Annotated in this window: 11 protein-coding genes; 10 read left to right on the forward strand and 1 reads right to left on the reverse strand. The window is 63.1% G+C overall.

Features of this window, described 5'->3' with window-relative positions:
• The first annotated feature begins 64 nt into the window (after window positions 1-64).
• The 9 genes from M729_RS0109805 (at window position 65) to M729_RS0109845 (ending at window position 13,593) form a co-directional block, all read left to right on the forward strand.
• Complete coding sequence (locus tag M729_RS0109805) at window positions 65-5,311, forward strand: YadA-like family protein (RefSeq protein ID WP_027161455.1); 5,247 nt, start codon at window positions 65-67, stop codon at window positions 5,309-5,311.
• Window positions 5,312-5,318: 7 nt separating this feature from the next.
• Window positions 5,319-5,876, forward strand: a complete 558-nt coding sequence (locus M729_RS0109810; protein ID WP_024502658.1) for an invasion associated locus B family protein — start codon at window positions 5,319-5,321, stop codon at window positions 5,874-5,876.
• Window positions 5,877-5,889: 13 nt separating this feature from the next.
• Entirely contained in the window at window positions 5,890-6,555 is a 666-nt protein-coding gene (locus tag M729_RS0109815) for a hypothetical protein (protein ID WP_024502657.1), read from the forward strand.
• A gap of 38 nt (window positions 6,556-6,593) precedes the next feature.
• Window positions 6,594-7,055, forward strand: coding sequence for a DUF4189 domain-containing protein (locus M729_RS0109820; RefSeq protein WP_013529842.1), 462 nt, complete (start codon window positions 6,594-6,596; stop codon window positions 7,053-7,055).
• A complete protein-coding gene (locus tag M729_RS0109825) occupies window positions 7,040-7,588 on the forward strand; it encodes an invasion associated locus B family protein (RefSeq protein ID WP_027161456.1) in 549 nt (182 codons plus the stop codon). Before M729_RS0109820 ends, M729_RS0109825 begins: the two co-directional genes overlap by 16 nt.
• Window positions 7,589-8,009: 421 nt before the next feature.
• Window positions 8,010-9,458: a TolC family protein gene (locus M729_RS0109830; protein WP_013529844.1), complete on the forward strand. Its 1,449-nt coding sequence runs from the start codon at window positions 8,010-8,012 to the stop codon at window positions 9,456-9,458.
• Window positions 9,459-9,497: 39 nt separating this feature from the next.
• A complete protein-coding gene (locus tag M729_RS0109835; RefSeq protein ID WP_013529845.1) occupies window positions 9,498-11,630 on the forward strand; it encodes a type I secretion system permease/ATPase in 2,133 nt (710 codons plus the stop codon).
• 42 nt (window positions 11,631-11,672) lie between these two features.
• Entirely contained in the window at window positions 11,673-12,962 is a 1,290-nt protein-coding gene (locus tag M729_RS0109840; RefSeq protein WP_027161457.1) for an HlyD family type I secretion periplasmic adaptor subunit, read from the forward strand.
• A complete protein-coding gene (locus M729_RS0109845; protein ID WP_027161458.1) occupies window positions 12,952-13,593 on the forward strand; it encodes a ribbon-helix-helix domain-containing protein in 642 nt (213 codons plus the stop codon). The genes M729_RS0109840 and M729_RS0109845 overlap by 11 nt, the downstream gene beginning before the upstream one ends.
• A gap of 49 nt (window positions 13,594-13,642) precedes the next feature.
• On the opposite strand, the gene M729_RS0109850 is transcribed toward M729_RS0109845, so the two are convergent.
• The gene (locus M729_RS0109850; RefSeq protein ID WP_027161459.1) at window positions 13,643-14,572 is read right to left on the reverse strand and encodes a transglutaminase-like cysteine peptidase; all 930 of its coding nucleotides are present in this window, start codon (window positions 14,570-14,572) and stop codon (window positions 13,643-13,645) included.
• A 323-nt stretch (window positions 14,573-14,895) separates the two neighbouring features.
• Between M729_RS0109850 and M729_RS0109855 the strand changes: the two genes are divergently transcribed.
• Window positions 14,896-20,155 (forward strand): VCBS domain-containing protein (locus M729_RS0109855; protein WP_027161460.1); only part of this gene is annotated, 5,260 nt, incomplete at its 3' end.

Here is a 20,155-nt window from a genome sequence, read left to right on the forward strand (position 1 = left end):
ATCATGTCTTCCTGCGATGGAGCGGAATTGTCAGACATTTCGTGCCGGCCAGCGGAGAGGGACTATGACCGACAACCAGATTTCGAACGGCCAGATTTCGAGCGGTTCGTTTGTTCGGCGTCGCACAGCGCATTTCGCGGGGCAGTGGATCGCGGGGGCCGATCATGGTTCGCGCTCGGTTCGCCGCCGCCTGATGGCCGTGCTGCGCATGGCGCATCGTGCGCTTGGTATGGGGTGCAAGCGTCTGGGGCTGGGAACGCTGGGGGTCGGCGGCAGCGTGCGTTCGGCCTTGGCCTCCTCCGTCAGCCTGGCGAGCATCGTCGGCGGCCTGGCGGCGATCGCCGCGCTCAGCCTCGCCACGCCGGCCCAGGCACAATACCAGGCCGGCGGCGGGTCCGCGACAGGCGGCAACGCCGTCGCCATCGGTAACGGTGCCACGACGAATGGCAATAACGCCGTAGCGTTGGGCACCTCCAACAGTGCAACGGGCGACGCTTCGATCGCCATCGGCTATTCGATGAGTGTCAATGGCCTCAACGCCATCGGCATAGGTGTCTTTGCAAGCGCGACCGGCATTAACGCGCTCGCTGTGGGCGGAAACGCCCATGCTAACGCCGGCGGGGCAAGCGCCTTTGGCGTCAACAGCACCGCAAATGGGGCGAACGCGACTGCCATCGGCTCCACGGCTACTGCTGGCGCCGCCGCGACGGCCGTTGGCGTATCGAGCCAAGCGACCGGCGGCAATTCCGTCGCTGTCGGCAGCGTGAGCCAGGCTTCGGGGAACAGTTCGACCGCCCTCGGCACGGGAACCGTCGCCAACAGCTTTGGTACCGCGGTTGGATCGACCAGCCAAGCAACCGGCGGCAACGCGACCGCAATGGGAGCGGGTAGTAACGCAAGCGGCGGCAATTCGATAGCGCTGGGAGTGGTCAGCCAGGCAACCGGCGGCAATTCTCTCGCCGCCGGGAACGGCGCCAACGCCAGCGGAGTCTCGGGCGTCGCCGTCGGCAACGCTGCTAAGGCGACTGGCAACAGCTCAACGGCACTCGGGGTGCAAGCGCTGGCGATCGGCGACAGCACGGTTGCTGTCGGTCAGGGCGCCGGCGCCGGGTCAACCACCGGAAATGCCAGCTCGGTCGCGGTGGGCGTCGCGGCAGGCACGCTCGTCAGCGGCGGACAGAATACCGCTGTCGGCGGCGGCGTCCCAAGCGTCTTGAGAGGCGCCGGCTCCGGCGTCACGGGGCAGCGCAATGTCGCCCTCGGCACTGGTGACGGCGCCGTTGCCTATGACGCAACGCTCTCCGCCTCCGCGGGCAATCTGGTCACCGGCAACGACAACATCGCGATCGGAACCAATGCCGGTATTGGTGTCGCCGCCAGCAACACCGCGTCGATCGGCCACAACGCTCAAGCCAGCCAGACCAACGCCGCAGCCATTGGCACGGGATCCATCGCCAGCGGCGTGAATTCCATCTATCTGGGCGCACGCTCCGCTGCCGGAACGGGGGCTCTCGCTCAGAGCGCGATCGCTATCGGCGTGGACGTGACGGCAAACGTGGCTGATGCCACGGCGATCGGCCGTACAAGCGTGGCATCGGCCCAGTTCGCCGTCGCAATCGGGGTAAATTCCCGTGCGACGGGGACAAGCTCGTCAACGCTCGGCCCCAACGCACTCGCCTCTGGCAATTTCGCATTGGCTTTCGGCAATGCCGCTCTGTCGAGTGGGATCGGCTCGGTCGCGATTGGGTCGGGTGCCCAGGGCACGGATGTTGGCGCCGTGGCGCTCGGCAATGGCTCCCGTGCGACCCTCGCGCGCGCAACGGCGCTGGGCGTTAGCGCATCGGCGAGTGGCGCGAGCGCGCTGGCGATGGGCGATACCGCGAACGCGAGTGCCCAGAACGCGATCGCCGCCGGAACGAACGCGGTCGCAAACTCCGCCGATGCCGTCGCCATCGGCACCAGGGCGAATGCAAGCGGCGGCAAGGCTGTCGCCATCGGCGCCGACAATGTTGCCTATGGCGACGGCGCCGTCTCCATCGGCGATCCCAGCTATGCCAGCGGTACCGGCGCCTTCACCGGCGGCGCCAACAACATCGCCAACAGCGACGGCACGGCAACCGCCACCGCGGCCAATATGGCCAACGGCGCCGTCGCCATCGGCAACAGCAACAAGGCGATCGGGCAAGGCTCGGTGGCGCTGGGCAACGGCTCGACGGCGGGCGCAGCCGGCCTCGCCGGGAACGTCGCACTGGGCGATGGCGCGACAGCGGCGGCAAGCTCCGGCGATGTCGCGCTTGGTTCGGGCTCGGTCACCACTACGGCGGTCGGCACGGCCAGCGGTGTGGTCAACGGAACGACCTACGCCTTCCAGGGCACCAATCCGACCTCTACGGTCAGCATCGGTGCACCCGGCGCCGAACGCACCATCACCAACGTCGCTGCTGGGCGGATCAGTTCAACATCGACCGACGCGATCAATGGCTCGCAGCTCGCCGCCACCAACCAGGCGGTGGACGCCATCGGCGCCGTCGTCAACAATCTCAACGTCGGCGGCGGCATCAAATATTTCCACGCCAACTCGACGGCGGCGGACTCCTCGGCCACTGGTACGGACTCGGTCGCCATCGGACCCGTCGCGACCGCGACGGGGACGAACGCCATCGCGGCCGGCGTCAATTCGAGCGCCTCCGACGCCAACGCCTCGGCCATCGGCAGTGGCGCCGTCGCGTCGGCGCTCGACGCAACGGCACTGGGGTACATCTCCAAGGCCTCGGGCCAATACAGCACCGCCATTGGCGCCAACGCCACCGCCACAGCCACTTCCAGCACGGCGATCGGCCAGAACTCGCTTGCGGCTGGCGTTCAGGCGACTGCTGTTGGTGTAGGCGCCAATGCCGTCGCCCAGAACGCGCTCGCGCTGGGCGCCGGCTCTGCTGCTGGCAATGCGGGCGACGTGGCGCTCGGCTCAGGCAGTGTCACCGACGTCGCCGTCGGCACGCCCAGCACCGTGATCAATGGCACCACCTACGCCTTCCAGGGCACCAACCCGACCTCGACGGTCAGCGTCGGCGCGGTCGGCGCCGAACGCACCATCACCAACGTCGCCGCCGGACGGATCAGTTCGACGTCGACCGATGCCATCAACGGTTCGCAGCTCGCCGCCACCAACCAGGCCGTCGACGCCATCGGCACCACGCTCAGCACCATCGGCGGTTCCGTCACCAATCTCGGCAACACGTTCAACAACATCGCCGGCGACACCTCGACGGCCTATACCGATGCCAACGGCATAGGCATCCGCTACGCCCGCACCAACGAGGCCGGGCTGGCGCAGACCGATTCCTTCGCCCAAGGCGTCGGGTCCACAGCGGTCGGTTACAATGCGACCGCGACCGGCATCAGCGCGCTGTCGCTCGGCCGCGACAGCAAGGCCAGCATCGACGGCAGCGTGGCGCTGGGCTCGGGTTCGATCTCCGATCGCGCGATCGCTCCGGCCACCGGCCAGATCGCGGCCGGTCCGTCCAACTTCATCCAGTACAACACGAGCGACAGGACGCTGCTCGGCGCCGTTTCGGTCGGCGATGTCAACTCCTACCGGCAGATCACCAACGTGGCCGACGGCACGCAGGACCAAGACGCAGTGACGGTGCGCCAGCTCGCCGGCGCCATCGCTGCCGTATCGGTTACCTCGACGAAATACTTCCACGCCAATTCGGCGGCGGGCGACTCGCTCGCGGTCGGCGCGGAATCGGTCGCGGTCGGCCCGACGACTGTCGTCAACGGCGACAATGGCATCGGCATCGGCAATGGCGCCATCGTCGACCTGACAGCGCCCGGCGGAACGGCCATCGGCCAGAACGCCCATGTGTTGCTGGCCGACGGCCTGGCGCTCGGCACCAATTCGCTGGCGTCCGGTGTCCAGTCGGTGGCGCTCGGCGCCGGCGCCCAGAGCACCTTCATCAACAGCGTGGCGCTCGGTGCGCAATCCATCACCACGGTCGGCGCGCAGGCCGGCTACACGGCCTTCGCGCTCGCCGGTCCGCAGACCTCGGTCGGCGAGGTGTCGATCGGCGCCGCCGGGGCCGAACGCAAGCTGACCAATGTCGCGGCGGGCTCGGCCGACACCGACGGCGTCAACGTCTCGCAGTTGCGCGGCGTGACGAAAAACGTCACCGACCTGTTCGGCGGCGTTACCACGATCAATCCCGACGGCTCGATCACCGGCCCGACCTACACTATCCAGGGCAACAACTACTCGACCGTCTATGACGGCCTGACGGCCGTCGACAATGCCCTGACCACCATCAGCAATGGCGGCGGCATCAAATACTTCCACGCCAATTCGACGCTGGCCGACAGCATCGCCGGCGGCACCAACGCGGTGGCGATCGGGCCGGAAAGCGTGGCGAGCGGCGCCGAGAGCGTGGCTGCGGGCCATGGCTCGACGGCTACCGGGGCGGGCGCCGTCGCGCTCGGCCAGGGTGCGCAGGCCAACAACGCCAACGATGTGGCGCTCGGCTCCGGCTCGGTGACGCAGACAGCCGTCGGCACCTCCAGCACCGTAATCGGCGGCAAGACCTACACCTTCGCCGGAACGACTCCGACCGGAACCGTCAGCGTCGGCGATGCCGGCGCCGAGCGGACGATCACCAATGTCGCCGCCGGGCGCGTCGATGCCGGCAGCACGGATGCGATCAACGGCTCGCAGCTCTACGCCACCAACACGGCGATCGAGGATTTGAAAGCCGGCGTCGGAAACCTCACCCAGAACGCGGTGACCTATGACGCCCCGGGCGGCGTCAAGTCGAACACCATCACGCTGCAGGGTGGCGACGTCAACGCGCCGGTCGTCATCTCCAATGTCGGCCCCGGCGTCAAAGGGACCGATGCGGTCAATGTCGACCAGATGAACCAGGGCCTGACCGCCGGCAAGAGCTATACGGACAACCGCGTGGCTTACGCTATCGATACGTCCAACGACTACACCGACAAGGTAGCCGCCACGACCCTGCAGCAGGCCAACGACTATACCGACCAGAAGCTCGGCCAACTCAATTCGGACATCAACGGCATCCGCGACGAGGCCCGGCAGGCGGCCGCGATAGGCCTCGCCGCCGCCTCGCTGCGCTACGACGACCGGCCCGGAAAGCTGAGCGTCGCGGCGGGTGGCGGCCTCTGGCGCGACGCAGGCGCATTCGCCTTCGGTGCGGGCTACACCAGCGAGGACGGCCGCATCCGCGGCAACCTGTCGGGCACGGCAGCGGGTGGGCATGTCGGCGTCGGCGCCGGCATCAGCTTCACCTTGAACTGAGGCAGGGATGAAAGGACTTGTTGCCCTGACCTGCCTGGCGCTTTGCGGCGGCCTCGTGCCGGCCGCCGGGCAGGTTGCGCCGACCTACAGGATCAAGCCTTCGGACGTGGTGCTCCCGCCCGAGGTGAAGCTCGGAGACTACCAGCGCACCATACGCCCATTCGACAACTGGACGCTGATCTGCGACGAGAACCTCAAAGCCCGCAAGAAGGTCTGCAACGTCTCGCAGATCATCGAGGACGCGTCCGGCAAGATGGCCTTCAGCTGGTCGCTTGCCGCCACCCAGGACGGCAAGCCGTACATGATCCTGCGCACCGCCCCGAACGCCAGGAGCGATGGCCTGGTGTCCGTGAAATTCGATGGACAGAAGCAGCCGATCGACGTGCAGCTGAACGGCTGCAACGAAATGGTCTGTGTCGGCATGTTGCCGGTCGGCCCCGTCATGCGCCGGCAGATATCGCAGAACGCGACGCCGGCGATCTCCTACTCGACGGTCGATGGGCAGACGATCACCGTTACCGCAACGCTCAAGGGGCTGTCAGACGCCCTTTCACCACTCAAATAACCGAGGCGCCACCATGAGCCAGCAGGACCAGTTCACGTCCGCCAAACGCACTCCTAGCGTCGAGGCGGATCGGCAGAGGCGGGCCGAGCCCCCAAGGCGCTGGCCACGCGCGGCCGGATATTCACTGCTGGGATTGGTCGTGGCGGGGCTTGGCTTCGCCGCCGGGAATTACGCCGCGGTCGCCAATCTGGTCGGCGGCGCGACGGCCGCACCTGCAGCAACAGCGGCGGCCCCCGTGCTTCCGGACACGCCCTTCCTCGAGCATGTCAAGCAGGCCGGTGTGCAGGCCTGCTCGACCGTCTATCCAGTGCTCGGACAGATCCTGACGACCGGCACGAAATACAGCGTCAAATCCCTGTGGAACGACCAGGCCGCCGACAAGCACGCCATCCAGGCCTTTGTCGGCATGGACTATGCGTCGGAACGCTATAGCGGACCGGCCGCCGGCATCGTCTTCGCATCGCCCACCGCCACGGGTTGCGAAGGGGCGATGGTGCGGGTGGCGCCATTCGCCAGCCCGTGCGCCGACATCGCATCCATCCTGCCGCAGGGCAGCAAGATCACCGACCATCTTGGGCAGGTCGAGGTCTACGAGCTCGGCGGCAATGCCGGTGAAGCGCTTCTCCTGCCGACGGGCAAAAGCTGTGTGGTGATCTCCCTTGCTTCGGCGGCGAAGTAGGACGCGAAGCGAGTGAGGTCAAGGAAAGGATGCCGACCATGAGATTGCAGGCTTTGGCAGTTTTGGGCTTGACCTTGTTGTGGAGCGGACAAGTCGTCTCAGCCGACCTTGTGGCCCCATCGGAACCGCAACAGGAGGAAAAAGGCATATGGGCGGCCATTGCCTATTCGCAGGCCGATAGCAAATACGGCTTCTTCTGGGGCGCCGACAAGCGGCAGGAAGCGAAGGACATCGCACAGAAATATTGCGAGAACGCAGGCGGAAAGGCCTGCAACGTCGTCACCGTCTTCCGCAACCATCGCCATTGGAATGATGACGACGAGACCGGCTTTCCCTACAAGCACTGCGGTGCGCTTGCCGTGGCAGACAAAGTGGAGAACCGTTTCACGCCCTGGGGCGTGAACTCGGCCGAGACCCGTCGGGAAGCGGAGGATCTCGCTTTGCAGGCCTGCGAGGCGACGGGAGAGAAATGCAAGATCCGCGAATGGGTCTGCACATGAAGCTTGGCCCGAAGGCCGTCTCCGCATGTGGAGCGATTCTATTCTCATTGATGTCGCCGGCGTCTGCCCAGCAACAGGTGGCGGCTGTCCCGGATGGACCCTCATCGCTGCGTGAGGTCTATCAGGACTGGAGCGTGACCTGTTCGGTACGGGAAAAGGCGAGAGTGTGCTCGCTTGCGCAAGACCAGGTCCAGCAGAACGGGCAGAGGCTTCTTGCCATGGAGATCGCGGCACGCCCGGACGGTTCGACGACGGCTACCCTGCTTCTGCCCTTCGGCATCCTCCTTGATCCGGGCGTGACGCTGCAGATCGACGATCAACCGCCGCTGTCCCCGCAGCGCTTCAGGACCTGCCTGCCGACGGGTTGCGTCTCCGTCTTTACGGTCGATCGGCCGACGCTTGGAAAGCTGAGGGGAGGCTCGGTGCTGAAGCTCAATGTCACGACGGACGCCGAGACCCCGCTGAGCTTCCCTGTGTCGCTTCGCGGCCTGACCGCGGCGCTCGACCGCATGGTGGCGTTGAGCGCAAATTAGGGTGCGCGCTGACCAGCTTTTGGCCGCAGTGAGCCACATGAAGCGTACGCCGGCCGCCGCGATGGAGTATTTTTGGGCGCGGCATCCAAAGGGACGCGCCCGAAAAAGGGCTCAACTTCAGGTTGGATCATCGACAGCCGCTATCCGAACCGGCCATGATTCTGGCCATACCGGCCCACTGGCCTGCCGTTTTTTGTGCTTTCCCACTGAATGCGGCGTCTGGATACAACCGCAGCGAGCCGACGTTATGTGCTATTTTTGCTACATCTCGCAGCCTTGTTGCTTAAAAAGGCTATTTAGCGCCCTCTAAATCAATAATCGCTCACACATTCCGTGAATTTGTGGATAATCCGCCGACGGGCAGGCCTTGGCTTGGTTAGCGCTCTGAAAAGGACGCTGGGGAAACGTTAGGGTGGGATTAATGAATACGACAAACATGTCGACCATAGGCAGGCGCCTTGGTCTTTTGATGGCGGCCACCATGCTGACCTGCGGCAGCGCTCACGCGCTCACGCTCAAGGAGGCGATGGCTGTCGCGGTGGAGTCCAATCCCGAGATTGGACAGGCGATCGAAAATCGCGAAGCCATCGAGTTCGAGTTGCGGCAAGCCAAGGGCCTTTATCTTCCCAGTGTCGATGTCGAGGCATCGGCTGGCGTTCGCCGGCTCGACAATCCGTCCCGGCGCTCTCTTTCCATCGAAGGCGATGCGCTCTATCCGGCTGAAACGGATCTTACCGTTTCGCAGACGCTTTATGACAGCGGCGGAAGGCGGGCCGAATTGAACCGTCAGGCATCGCGCGTCGATGGCGCTTCGTTCCGCGTGCTGGAACGGTCCGAATTCATCGGGCTGTCCGTTGTCCAGGACTATCTGGAATACATGCTGCAGGCTTCGATCGTTGCCGAAGCGAAGAAAAATCTGGGCTTCCACCAGGCAATTCTCGGCGACATCCGGCAAGGCATCTCGGGCGGCGCGCTGAACGAGGCCGACCGGCAACAGGCCGAGGAACGGCTGTTCGCCGCCAAGGCGCGCATGCAGGAGGCGACCGAGGAACTGGAAGCGGCCAAGATCCGCTTCTTCAAAACCGTCGGAAAGCCACTGACCAGCCCTTCGAGGCCCGGCGATGTTTCGGCCGCACTCCCGCGCTCGCTCGACGACGCGATAGGGTTGGCGCGGGAAAGCAATCCGCGCGTACACATGGCCAACAGCGACATCGACGCGGCGGCCTCCCTCGTGGACGCTGCGCGGGCAAAATTTGGCCCCTCCATCATCGCTGAAGGTCGGGCCCGGGCAGGAACCGACATTGACGGCGACGATGGCGACACCACCGACCTGCAGGCGCGCGTGGTCCTGCGCTGGAACCTCTACCGCGGTGGCATCGACAAGGCCAACGAGCAGGAGCAGATCCGCCGCACCAGTGAACAGCGTCTCGCGCTGCATCAGGTCCAGCGCGAAATCGAGGAAGCCGTTCGCACCTCATGGGATCGCCGTTTCCGGCAAGCCGATCTGGCAAAGACCCTGAGGCAACAAGCCGCTGCCAATGAGAAGCTGGTTGCTTCCTATCGCGAGCAGTTCAAGGTCGGACAGCGCTCGCTGCTCGACGTGCTCGACGCGCAGAATACACGGTTCAACACGGCAACGCTGGCGGATACCGCGTCCTACGCATCGCTGTTTGCCCAGTACCGGCTCCTGGCCGCGACCGGACAGTTGCTGAAAACGATGAATCTCGAGCCGGCAAAGCAAGCGACGGCCTATGCACGCACCGAGTTCGCAGCACCGGAAACCGCGGACACAGAAACCTATGCGCGGACGCCATCGGAGCAGAAGAACGACCTGCCATTCGATATTCTCGCTCCGGTGAGGAAGAAATAGGACAGCACAAGGTCCAGCGAGCGTCCTGACGGGCAGATCGTGAACCAGCAACCCAACATCCTCTCCCCGAAGGAGGCGTTCAAGGCCTGCTTCTCGGCCGTTGCCGGATATCTCGGCAGGCCGAGCGCGGAGACCGTGCTGTTTGCCGGCGTGCCGCTCTCGGATACGCGAATTGCGGCCGACGACATCAGGCACCTTGCCGAACGCATCGGCCTGGAAGTCACCGAGTTCAATCACCGCGATTTTCTCAGGGGGCGTATCGACCTGCCGGCCATCGTTTTTCGCGTCAGCCAATTGCCCGTCGCCCTGCTGGCTCTAGGCGAAGGCGATGCGTATATCACCGCGCCCCAGGAAGACGGCCGCACCACGATCGGCCGGTCGGAACTGGCCGCCAGCTACATCAGCGGCGGCGCTTCCTTTTCGATCACCTATGCCAATGCCGCCGAGACCATGTCGGTCGGCTCGGCGGCCAGGATCGAGCGAAGACATTGGCTTACGGGGACGATGGGCGCTTTCTGGCGCACCTACTCGAAAGTCGTCCTGGCGGCGGTGTTCATCAATCTGCTGGCCATAGCCTCGCCGATCTTCACCATGAACGTCTACGACAGGATCCTGCCGAACAAGGCGATATCGACACTGTGGGTCCTGGCTCTCGGCATCGGTGCGGTCATCCTGTTCGACCTGCTTTTGAAGACGGCAAGGGCTTCCCTCATCGACTATGCCGGGCGCAAGGCGGATCTGCGGATATCCTATCTGCTGTTCGAAAAAGTACTGAACTCGTCGCTTTCGGCGCGCCCCGGATCGACCGGTGAATACGCAAACAGGGTCACGCAATATGAGTTCGTCAGGGAGTTCTTCACCTCCAACACCATAAGCGTGTTCATCGACACGGCATTCGTCTTCGTCTTTCTCCTTGTGATCTATGCAATAGGCGGCTGGCTGGTGATCATACCGGCGCTGGCCTTCGTGATGTCCGTCATCGTCGGCCTGGTCACCCAGCGCCGCATCGGCAAGCGCGTCGCCGCCTCGATGAACGAAGCATCGCAGCGCCAGGCCCTGCTGGTCGAATCCATCTCGACGCTGGAGACCATCAAGTCGCTGCGCGCCGAGGCGTATCTGCTGCGGAAATGGGGCGAGCACTCCAAGAACGCCGCCAACACGTCCGAGAAGATCAAGCAGCTTTCGGCGGCAGCGGGCAACATCACCCAGTCCATACAGCAGCTGGTGACCGTCGCCCTGGTCGTGGCCGGCGCCTATGCCTTCTCGGAAGGGCATGTTTCGACAGGAGCAATCATAGGAACGGTGATGCTGGCGAGCAGGGCCGTGGCGCCGCTCGGCCAGATCGCCATAACGTTGTCCCGGTTCCGCCAGGCCATGCTCTCGCTGAGAATGGTGAATTCGATCATGGCTCAACCGGAAGACCGGCCCGACACGGTGGGCTTCGTCAACCGCCCCATCCGCAAGGGCGCGATGGTGTTCAGGAATGTCGGGTTTGTCTATCCAGGCTCGGAAAACGAAGTTTTGACCGGCCTGAATTTCTCGGTCAAGCCGGGTGAGCGGATCGGCATCATCGGCCGCATAGGATCGGGAAAGACGACGATGGGTCGGCTGGTCGGCCGGCTCTTCCTGCCGACTTCCGGTGAGTTGCTGCTGGATGGGATCGACATTCGCCAGTATCACCCGTCCGAGGTTCGCGCCGCGGTCGGCATCGTTGCGCAGGCCGGCGACCTGTTCTCGGGCACCATCAAGGAAAACCTCCTGATGGCATGCCCCGAGGCTACAGACGAACAGATCATCGAAGCGGCAAAGGCGGCCGGCGTCGACGATTTCGTCTCACGCCACCCGCGCGGCTACGACATGAATGTCGGCGAGCGCGGCACCAATCTTTCCGGCGGCCAGAGGCAGACGGTGGCGATCGCGCGCCTGCTGCTGACCAAACCGAAAATCGTCTTTCTGGACGAGCCGTCGGGCTCGATGGATCTTGCTTCCGAACGCCAGTTGATCAAGCAGCTCAAAGTCGCCTTTGACCGCGACACGACGCTGATCGTCTCCACACATCGGTTCAGCATGCTTGAACTGGCCGACCGCCTGATCGTTATCGAACAGGGCAAAATCGTTGCCGACGGACCGAAGGACCAAGTCATACAGGCGTTGCAGAAAACAAGCGCCTGACAAAACAATTATTGCTGCATCCAATGCGTTGGGGCGTGGGAAATGCTTGCCAGGGAAGATCGACCGCCGCTCTTTGCGTCGGCGTCCATATTCATCATCGGAGCGCTCTTCGTCGTTTTTGTCGCCTGGGCGTCCTTTGCCGAAGTCGATGAGATCGCACGCGGCGACGGCAAGGTCATACCTGCTTCCAAGACCCAGATCATCCAGGCGAGCGAGGCCGGTGTGGTTCAGGAAATCGCCGTGACGATCGGCCAGGTCGTCAAGAAGAACGATCTCATCATCCGCCTGGACAACACGCTCAACACGTCCAGCCTCGGCGAGCAGCAGGCCAAGGCGCGCGCGCTCGAAGTTCGCATAGCGAGGCTGAAATACGAACAGGCCGGCAATCTCTCGGGCCCATTTCCGTGCCCGCAGGACATCCAGTCGGTCGCTCCGCAAATCTGCGACAATGAACAGAAGCTGCTCATCGCCCGGCGCGGGAACTTCGACAACAAGCTGTCCGTGCTCAAGTCACGCCTCGATCAGCGCGAGAAGGAACTGGCCGAGGCGGAGGCCAATTCCGATCGTCTTGCCAAGAACCTGGTCGTCAGCGACCAGGAAGCAAAACTGGTCGACGCGATGGTCAAGAAGGGCCTGATGGCAAGGACCGAGCAGCTGCGGGTAGAGCGCGAACAGACCGAACTCAACGGCCAGCTGAACCTCGCGGGCGAAACGATAAAGAAAATCAAATCGTCGATCACGGAGGCCCAGCTTCAGGTCGAGGAACTCGGCCTGCAATTGCAGCAGGAGGCGTTGGACGACCTGACCCAGGCGCTGGCGGAACTCTCGGTGGTGGATGAGACCATAAGGGGAGCCACCGACAAGGTCGCGCGCACCGATATCCGTTCTCCGGTGGACGGCATCGTCAACACGCTGGAGCTGAACACGGTCGGCGCCTTCGTCCAGCCTGGCGCCGTCGTTGCCGGCATCGTGCCAACCTCCGAAACGTTGCTGGTGGAGGCACGGGTCTCGCCACGGGACGTCGCCTTCATCCGCCCCGACCAGGAAGCCCTTATCAAGGTCACCGCCTATGATTTCTCGATCTTCGGCGGCATCGAGGGCAAGGTCTCCAACATCACAGCCGACAGCCTGGTCGATCAGAAAACGGGGGAACCCTATTATCAGGTGCGTGTGGCGACGGACAAATCTACCCTTCAAAGAGACGGCAAGGCCTATTCGATCATTCCCGGAATGATCTGCTCGGTCGACATCAAGACCGGACGCAAGACGATCCTGCACTACCTCCTGAAGCCGATCAACAAGGCGCGCGAGGAGGCGATGAGTGAGCGGTAGCGCCAGCCCTCATCATTCCGATCGCGAGCGGCTGCTTCCGCCAGTTGCCGCGGAGGATTTCGGGCTGGAATTTCGGGTTGTGGCGCGCGGCGGCATACGACGCGGCATCCGTCTGGAGCGGGCGTTCTGGATTTCGCTGAAGCAGATGGCCGAAAGCAGGAAGTGCACGATCGGCATGCTCATCGACGAGATCGCCGAAAGCCAGGCCCAGACAGGCAATCTGACATCCGCGATCAGGGTGGCCTGCATGCGTGGATTGGGGGACGAAAACCTGACCTTGCGAAGGCTTGCATCGATCAACACCATCAACGCCATACTGGTCGCGTGCCCGTCTCCGGCCTTTGCCCTGGCTTCTTCGAAGAAGATCCTGTCGTTCAACGCGCCGTTCCAGCAACTGGTCAAGCGCCAATTGCCGATCGCCCCAAGCGATGACGCACGGCACGACCTCAAGCTGGCGCTGGATCTCAATGTGGCCGACATCTTCACGCGGCTCGACGCCAATGGCGAATCGCCGGTGGCCACCGGTTTTGTCATCGGCGCGGGTGACCGTCGTTACCGGGGGCAATTGAATGCGGTGCGGGCTCCGGTGCTCGAGCCGGAGCTGCTGATGGCGTTCGTCTTCGGCGGCTGAATGCCCGCCAGTCTTTGGCGAGAACCTATGGCTTAGACTGGCCGAAACCCTATGGCTGAAAACCTTCGCCGGGTGCGACGGTTGCGAAACCGCCCTTGATGTCAGCCATCTGGGCGCCGCCCGGTCTTGAACCGTGGATCCAGGCCCGGTCGGTGCTGAACGAATAGAGCGGGACGTAATCCGGGAGATCGCTGTCACGCATAACGGTGTTGCTGAGGCTGTCGAGAATGAAGGCGCCGCTGCCTGTGCTCACCGACAGCACTGCGTGAAAGAAGCCTCTCTTGCGATCCTGGAGGACGACAAGCGCCATGCTTTGCGTCGGAATGCCGGCCCTCAGCAGGGCCGTCATCTTGAGGATGGCAAAATCCTCGCAATCGCCGGCTCGCCGCTCGAGAATCTCCGAAGGCTTCGCCCAATAGTCGAGCTTGCCGTAGACGAGGCTGTCTTTCCTGTAGGCGATCAGGCGATTGACGCTGCTGTTGACGAAGGACAGCTTCTCGCTGAATCCCTTGCCTTGAGCGGCAGCGATCATGCCGGCAAAAGCCGTGCTCTTGTGCTCGCAGGGGCTGCCTGCCGAGCAGGCGGTGATTGCCCGGTAGACAGGCGCCCAGCGCGCCGCGACGGGAAAATTGCGCATCGACAAGGCAACCGATCCGAAGACCCCCGGGATAATCGACGCGGTCTGCACCGGATCTATCCCGGCGTCATCTCGCGCCGTTGACGAGCCGTCCCCGCGGCCGACATCCGGGCCATAGCTGCCGGTGACCATACCGATCCGGTAAGCGTCCGCAGGCTGCCAGGGCTGGGGCCTCGTCAGTGAAACACCGCCGAGACAGGGCGGCGTCTGGACCTTCTCCTGGGGCCTGCCGGGTGCGGCGATATCGCTGGCGAATGACGGCCCCGCCAGGCCGACAAGCCCGATTGCCAGCAGGAGCATCTGGAGCCCGGTTTTTCCCGGAACCGATTTTTGCTTTTTCATAACGGCCACCTTTGACTGTGGACGCTACCAATCTTGTCTCAAATTATTGGAAAGGAAGGTGGATAAATATCCAGCAACTGTCTTCATCTATTTTATTTAAAATTTTATTCAATTTTATACTTTGATTTACCAAAAAATCCCGGCCAGCCCTCCGTCAGGGAAGCCTCCGGAAGCCAGCATATATCAGGTTATATTGTCGCGGTTTACCACGTGTAAAAAATGCCGAGCAATGCATATCATAATATATGAAATAGATTAGGGGGCAGTTGCAAAGTAGAAATGGCCGCTGTCTCTATCCGGTAAATATCGGAGGGGTTTCAGCCATGACGAACAATATCGAGTTGGACAGCTTTTCGGGTTCCTTGAACGAGCATTCCGCGTCCAGTGAACACGGCGATCAGACATCGCCGGCGGAGATCCGGGTCGCACAGGCAAATTCGACGCAGCAGGCCGCACCGGCAGCGTCCGAACCGGTGCCGGTCGATGTCGGCGGCGGAGCGCCCGTCAAGCCGGAAGCCCCCGCGGAAGCGAAGACGCTGCCGGCAGCTGCGCCGCACGAATATGTAGCCGACGCCAGCCACGTGGTAAGGCTTCCGGCCAACGCTTCCATCGACAACATCAAGGTCGACGGCCAAAACCTTGTGCTCGAACAGGCCGACGGCTCGGTGATCGTGATCAAGGATGGCGCCCTGAACGTGCCGACCTTCATCATCGGCGACGTCGAGGTGCCGCGCGTTGCCTTGCTGGCGGCGCTGGAAGCCAGCCATGTCGATGTCGCCTTCGGCGCCGACGGTTCCATCTCGGCCGGCCCCGGCGGTTCGAATTCAAGCGCAGGCGGTGATTTCTCGGTTCCCCCCGGCGGCATCGGCGACGGGTTCGACCTGTCGGCATTGCTGCCGCCGACGGATTTGCAGTTTGGTCGCTTGGAGGCGCGTGAACTCACGGTCGGGCTCCGGGATGAAGACACGACACCAACAATCGACGTCGGCTCAGGTTTTGTCGTCAACGAGGCCGCACTCTCGGACGGCACAGACCCGGCGAGCAGCGCCGAACAGGTTTCAGGAGCCTTCAACATCACTGCGGGCGATGGCATCAGCACGCTTGTCATTGATGGCGTCGACGTGACCAACGGTGGCAGCGTTGCCGGTCAATACGGCACGCTCGTGATCACCGGCAACCCGACGGACGGCTATAGCTGGGTCTACACGCTTGCCGACAATACCCTGGATCACCACGACACGTCATCGACCGGAACGACCGAAGGGATCTCCGACAGCTTTACCGTCGTCGTGACCGACACAGACAACGATCCGGCAACAGCCACGCTCAACATTGGTGTGCTGGACGATGGTCCGACGCTTTCGGTCCAGACAACTGGGCAGGTGGCACAATTGCTTTCCATCGAGCTTGACGAGACCGTTGGCTCGGACCGCTACAATGGTGCTATCGGCGAGACTGAAGATGCCGGTGGCAACGCCAACACTGACGACGCCGGCCCAGGTTTAGCCCAGGTGACGACCGGCCTGGCAGGCGGCCTTTCTTCGCTGTTCACTGTTGGTGGCGTCTACGGAGCCGACGGACCGGGCAGCACGACTGGGCAATTCGCATTCACCGGCATTCCGGTCGGGGGCCTTGCCACCAATCTTGTCGCTACCGACGGCGGCGCGGTCACACTTTTCCTCGAAGGCGGCGTCATCGTCGGCCGCGATACGCAAGGCCAGGAGGTTCTGACCATCGCGATCACCGGTGCACCCGGCTCCGAGCAACTGCAGACGACGCTCTATGAGGCGCTCAACCACGGCGCCGACGGCAACAAGTTCGATTCCGAATTGAACCTGTCGCTGACCAATGGCGGCCAGGTTCAGCTGCAATATGAGGTGACGCGCCAGGATGGCGACGGCGACACCGTCACCGAGAAGGCAACCGTCGACCTGATCGACGGCAATGGCTCGGCATTCTCCTTCGACGATGATGGGCCAAGCCTTACGGTCGGCGCCAATGAGGGAGCCGCCGGCCTGCTTTCCGTCGAGCTTGACGAGACAGTCGGTGCGGACCGTTATAGTGGCGGCGAAACCGAAGATGCCGGCGGCAACGCTAATACCGATGATGCCGGCCCGGGTCTGGCTCAGGTCGGCACAGCGGTAACGGGCGGATTGACCAATCTGTTCACGATCGGCGGGAGCTATGGTTCGGACGGTCCCGGAACCGTTACCGGCGCTCTGAGCTTCACCGGCATTCCAGCCGGAGGCCTTGCCACCAATCTTGTCGCCACCGACGGCGGCGCGGTCACACTTTTCCTCGAAGGCGGCGTCATCGTCGGCCGCGATATGCAAGGCCAGCAGGTTCTGACCATTGCGATCACCGGCGCGCCCGGCTCCGAGCAGCTGCAGACGACGCTCTATGAAGCACTCAATCATGGCGCCGACGGCAACAAGTTCGATTCCGAACTCAACCTGTCGCTGACCAATGGCGGCCAGGTTCAGCTGCAATATGAGGTGACGCGCCAGGATGGCGACGGGGACATCGTCACCGAGAAGGCAACCGTCGACCTGATCAACGGCAATGGCTCGGCCTTCTCCTTCGACGATGATGGGCCGAAGGCCATTAGCTCCGCCAAGATCACCGCTAATGTTGACGAGGACGGCCTGCATAACAGCCAGTCCACTGGAAATGCCGACAATCCGCAACCTGACGGCGAAGTGACCGGCACGAACTCCGCGGTTGCCACTGGCGCTGCCGGCGCCTTGAACGCAATCGTCGATTTCGGCTCTGACGGCCCGAATGCAACCTCCGCTTTCGGCCTGGTGACCCAGACCACCCCGTCGGATTCGGGTCTCGATTCGAAAGGCGGCAACGTCCTCATCGTTTCGGACGGCACGACCCTGACCGGCTATGTCGATGCCGGCGGCGGCGCAGGCTATCAGGCGGGCACGGATCGGCCTGTCTTCACCCTGACTGTTGGCACGGACGGCTCGTACGTCTTTACCCTGATCGATCAGATCGATCACCCCACGCTGAACAGCCTTGCTGGTAACGACACCGAAAACACGCTCGCCAATGGCGGGATCGATCTTTCGTCCTTCGTCGTGGCCAAGGATGGCGACGGCGACACGATCGGACTGGCGGCCGGCACGTTCAAGGTCCAGGTGCTCGACGACGTTCCGCACATTGTCGCCCGGGATGCCGACACGACAACCACGACGACGACCGAAACGATCGTCTATACGCTGCAGGCCGGCAACACCGACGTTCGCGGCATGGACGGCGCCGGCAACCACGACATCAAGCTGAGCGGCATAGACGTCAGCGAGGGCGACAATTCCGTCAACACGACAAGCGGCAAGATCGGTATCGGCGACGGCCAGATCATCGACGGATACGAAACCCATCCGGGTTTGACGGGTCCCGAAATCCTGACGATGGACTTCGTCAACAATCTCAACATCGCCAATAACAATCCGAATCCGCCGACCATCACAGACAGCGGTTCATACGACGTCGACTCGGTCAAGTTCACGATCGACGTCGCCGAGGCCAACAAGATCGAGAATGCGGTCCTGTTCATCGGCGCCAAGGACGGCGGCGTGTTCGAGCCGTTCACCGTGAACGTCAACGGCGTCGCAACGGCTGGCACCGCTGTTTTCGAGGCCGGCGTGCAGGTCGGCTACGCTTTCGCCGGCGTGCCGGACGGGGCTGTGGTCGAGGTCATCGGCAGCACGCCATTCGACCAGCTCAAGGTCGGCAACTACAACGATTTCACCTTCGATTCCAATGCTGGTGGAACCGACGCCACCCTGACCGGCGGCAACCCGTTCAAGATCTACGGTATTGAAGCCAAGATCACGATTGTCACCACGCAGACCGAAGTCTTCCGGGTCAGCCACGACGAATCCGCCGGCGTCAACAACGCCGCCGATCCCAATCCGGCGAATGACACCGCGCTCGCTCCGCCAACTCTGGTGGACGAGGCGGGTGCATTGGGCTACGCAAAATCGTCAGCCAGCGCGCTCGGCCTTTTCAACGCCTCGGTCGGCGCCGATGACGATGCCACATTCTCCTTCGCCGTCACCGATGCGAATGGCAATCCGCTGGTGAACGTCGATTCCGGTCTCAAGACCCTCGATGGGTCGGCGATTCTGCTTTCGACAAATGCAGATGGCGTCCTCGTCGGTTCAGCCAACGGCTCCGACATATTCAAGGTTTATGTCGATCCGACCGGAGCGGTGTGGATCGGTCAATATCAGCCAATCGCCCACAATATCGACGGAGCGAGCGCGGCGGCGTTTGACGACATCGCGACCGTCGCGGCCGACCTGCACGTCAAAGCCACCATCACCGATTTCGATGGCGATTCGAGCACCGTCGTATCCGACGTTGCCTTGAGCATCGAATTCCAGGACGACGGCCCGCTCGCCGTCAACGATCAGGACTTTGTCACCGAAGACGGGCCGCTGACGGCGGACGGCAATGTAGTCACCGGCGTGGGTGGTGGCCAGGCCGATCACCTCGGCAGCGATGGCTTCGGCTCGATCGCCTGGGATGGCGCTGCCGCCAATCATGTTGCTGGAACCTACGGCGAGCTTACGGTAGGCGCCGACGGCAGTTACAGCTATGTGCTCTACACGCAAGCCCAGAACCCGACCGCCTACGCGGCCGTGCAGGGGCTTTCGGTGGGCCAGAGCCTGTCCGAGACGTTCGACTATACGGTCACGGATGGCGATGGCGATACCTCGCCAGCAACGCTGACCATTACCGTCAACGGCGCGGACGATATCACCACCATCACAGGACTGACGTCTGACATCGAAGGTGGCGATACGATCGTCGACGAAAAGGGCCTTCCGCCTCACGGATCCGAGCCGGCAGGGTCCGGTGAACTGTCGGATAGCAATCCGACAAACAATTCCGATCATTCGGAGACGAACACAGGCACTTTCGCCTTTACTTCACCGGATGGCCTGGGAACGCTACAGGTCGGTACGACCAGCATCACCTATGCCCAGCTGGCGAATTCCGGCGCGGTTCCGATCGTCATTGCTGGCGGCCCGGCCTATGGAACGTTGACCATCACCGGCTTCAGCGGGACAAACGCCGGTGGAACCGTGAGCTACAGATTCACGCTCACCGACAATCTCGATCATCCGGCCGCCGGCGTTGTCGGGGCCGCGGACCAGCTGTTTGCGAATTATCCTGTCGTGGTCACCGATGAGGATTCGAGCACCTCGACCGGGACGCTGGCGATTGCCATCAATGATGACGGGCCGCACGCCGACAACGATGCCAACAGCGTGACGGAAGGGCTCGGCCATTCGACCAGCGGCAACGTGTTCGGTGCTGNCGGTGCGAGTGCCGGCGACGATGCCGACACGATCGGCGCCGATGGCGCTGCGGCTGCCGGNGCGGTGACGCGAGCCTACCTTGGCGTTGAGGCCAATGCCGGCAGCGCGACCTACACGACGATCTCGGGAGCGACGGTGATTGCCGGCAGCTACGGCAATCTGACGCTGCATGCCGACGGGACATACAGCTACGCGCTGACGACGGCGTCGATCCCCTCGGGCGTGACCAGCGAGACCTTCACCT

Origin of the sequence: Mesorhizobium sp. WSM1293, assembly GCF_000513875.1 — a bacterium.
GTDB classification, from domain to species: domain Bacteria; phylum Pseudomonadota; class Alphaproteobacteria; order Rhizobiales; family Rhizobiaceae; genus Mesorhizobium; species Mesorhizobium ciceri.

What these genes read in the sequence shown, in the direction of transcription:
- M729_RS0109805 (WP_027161455.1), top strand. Translation starts at nt 65, where the DNA reads ATGACCGACAACCAGATTTCGAACGGCCAGATTTCGAGCGGTTCGTTT.
- M729_RS0109810 (WP_024502658.1), top strand. Translation starts at nt 5,319, where the DNA reads ATGAAAGGACTTGTTGCCCTGACCTGCCTGGCGCTTTGCGGCGGCCTC.
- M729_RS0109815 (WP_024502657.1), top strand. Translation starts at nt 5,890, where the DNA reads ATGAGCCAGCAGGACCAGTTCACGTCCGCCAAACGCACTCCTAGCGTC.
- M729_RS0109820 (WP_013529842.1), top strand. Translation starts at nt 6,594, where the DNA reads ATGAGATTGCAGGCTTTGGCAGTTTTGGGCTTGACCTTGTTGTGGAGC.
- M729_RS0109825 (WP_027161456.1), top strand. Translation starts at nt 7,040, where the DNA reads ATGGGTCTGCACATGAAGCTTGGCCCGAAGGCCGTCTCCGCATGTGGA.
- M729_RS0109830 (WP_013529844.1), top strand. Translation starts at nt 8,010, where the DNA reads ATGAATACGACAAACATGTCGACCATAGGCAGGCGCCTTGGTCTTTTG.
- M729_RS0109840 (WP_027161457.1), top strand. Translation starts at nt 11,673, where the DNA reads ATGCTTGCCAGGGAAGATCGACCGCCGCTCTTTGCGTCGGCGTCCATA.
- M729_RS0109850 (WP_027161459.1), bottom strand. Translation starts at nt 14,572, where the DNA reads ATGAAAAAGCAAAAATCGGTTCCGGGAAAAACCGGGCTCCAGATGCTC.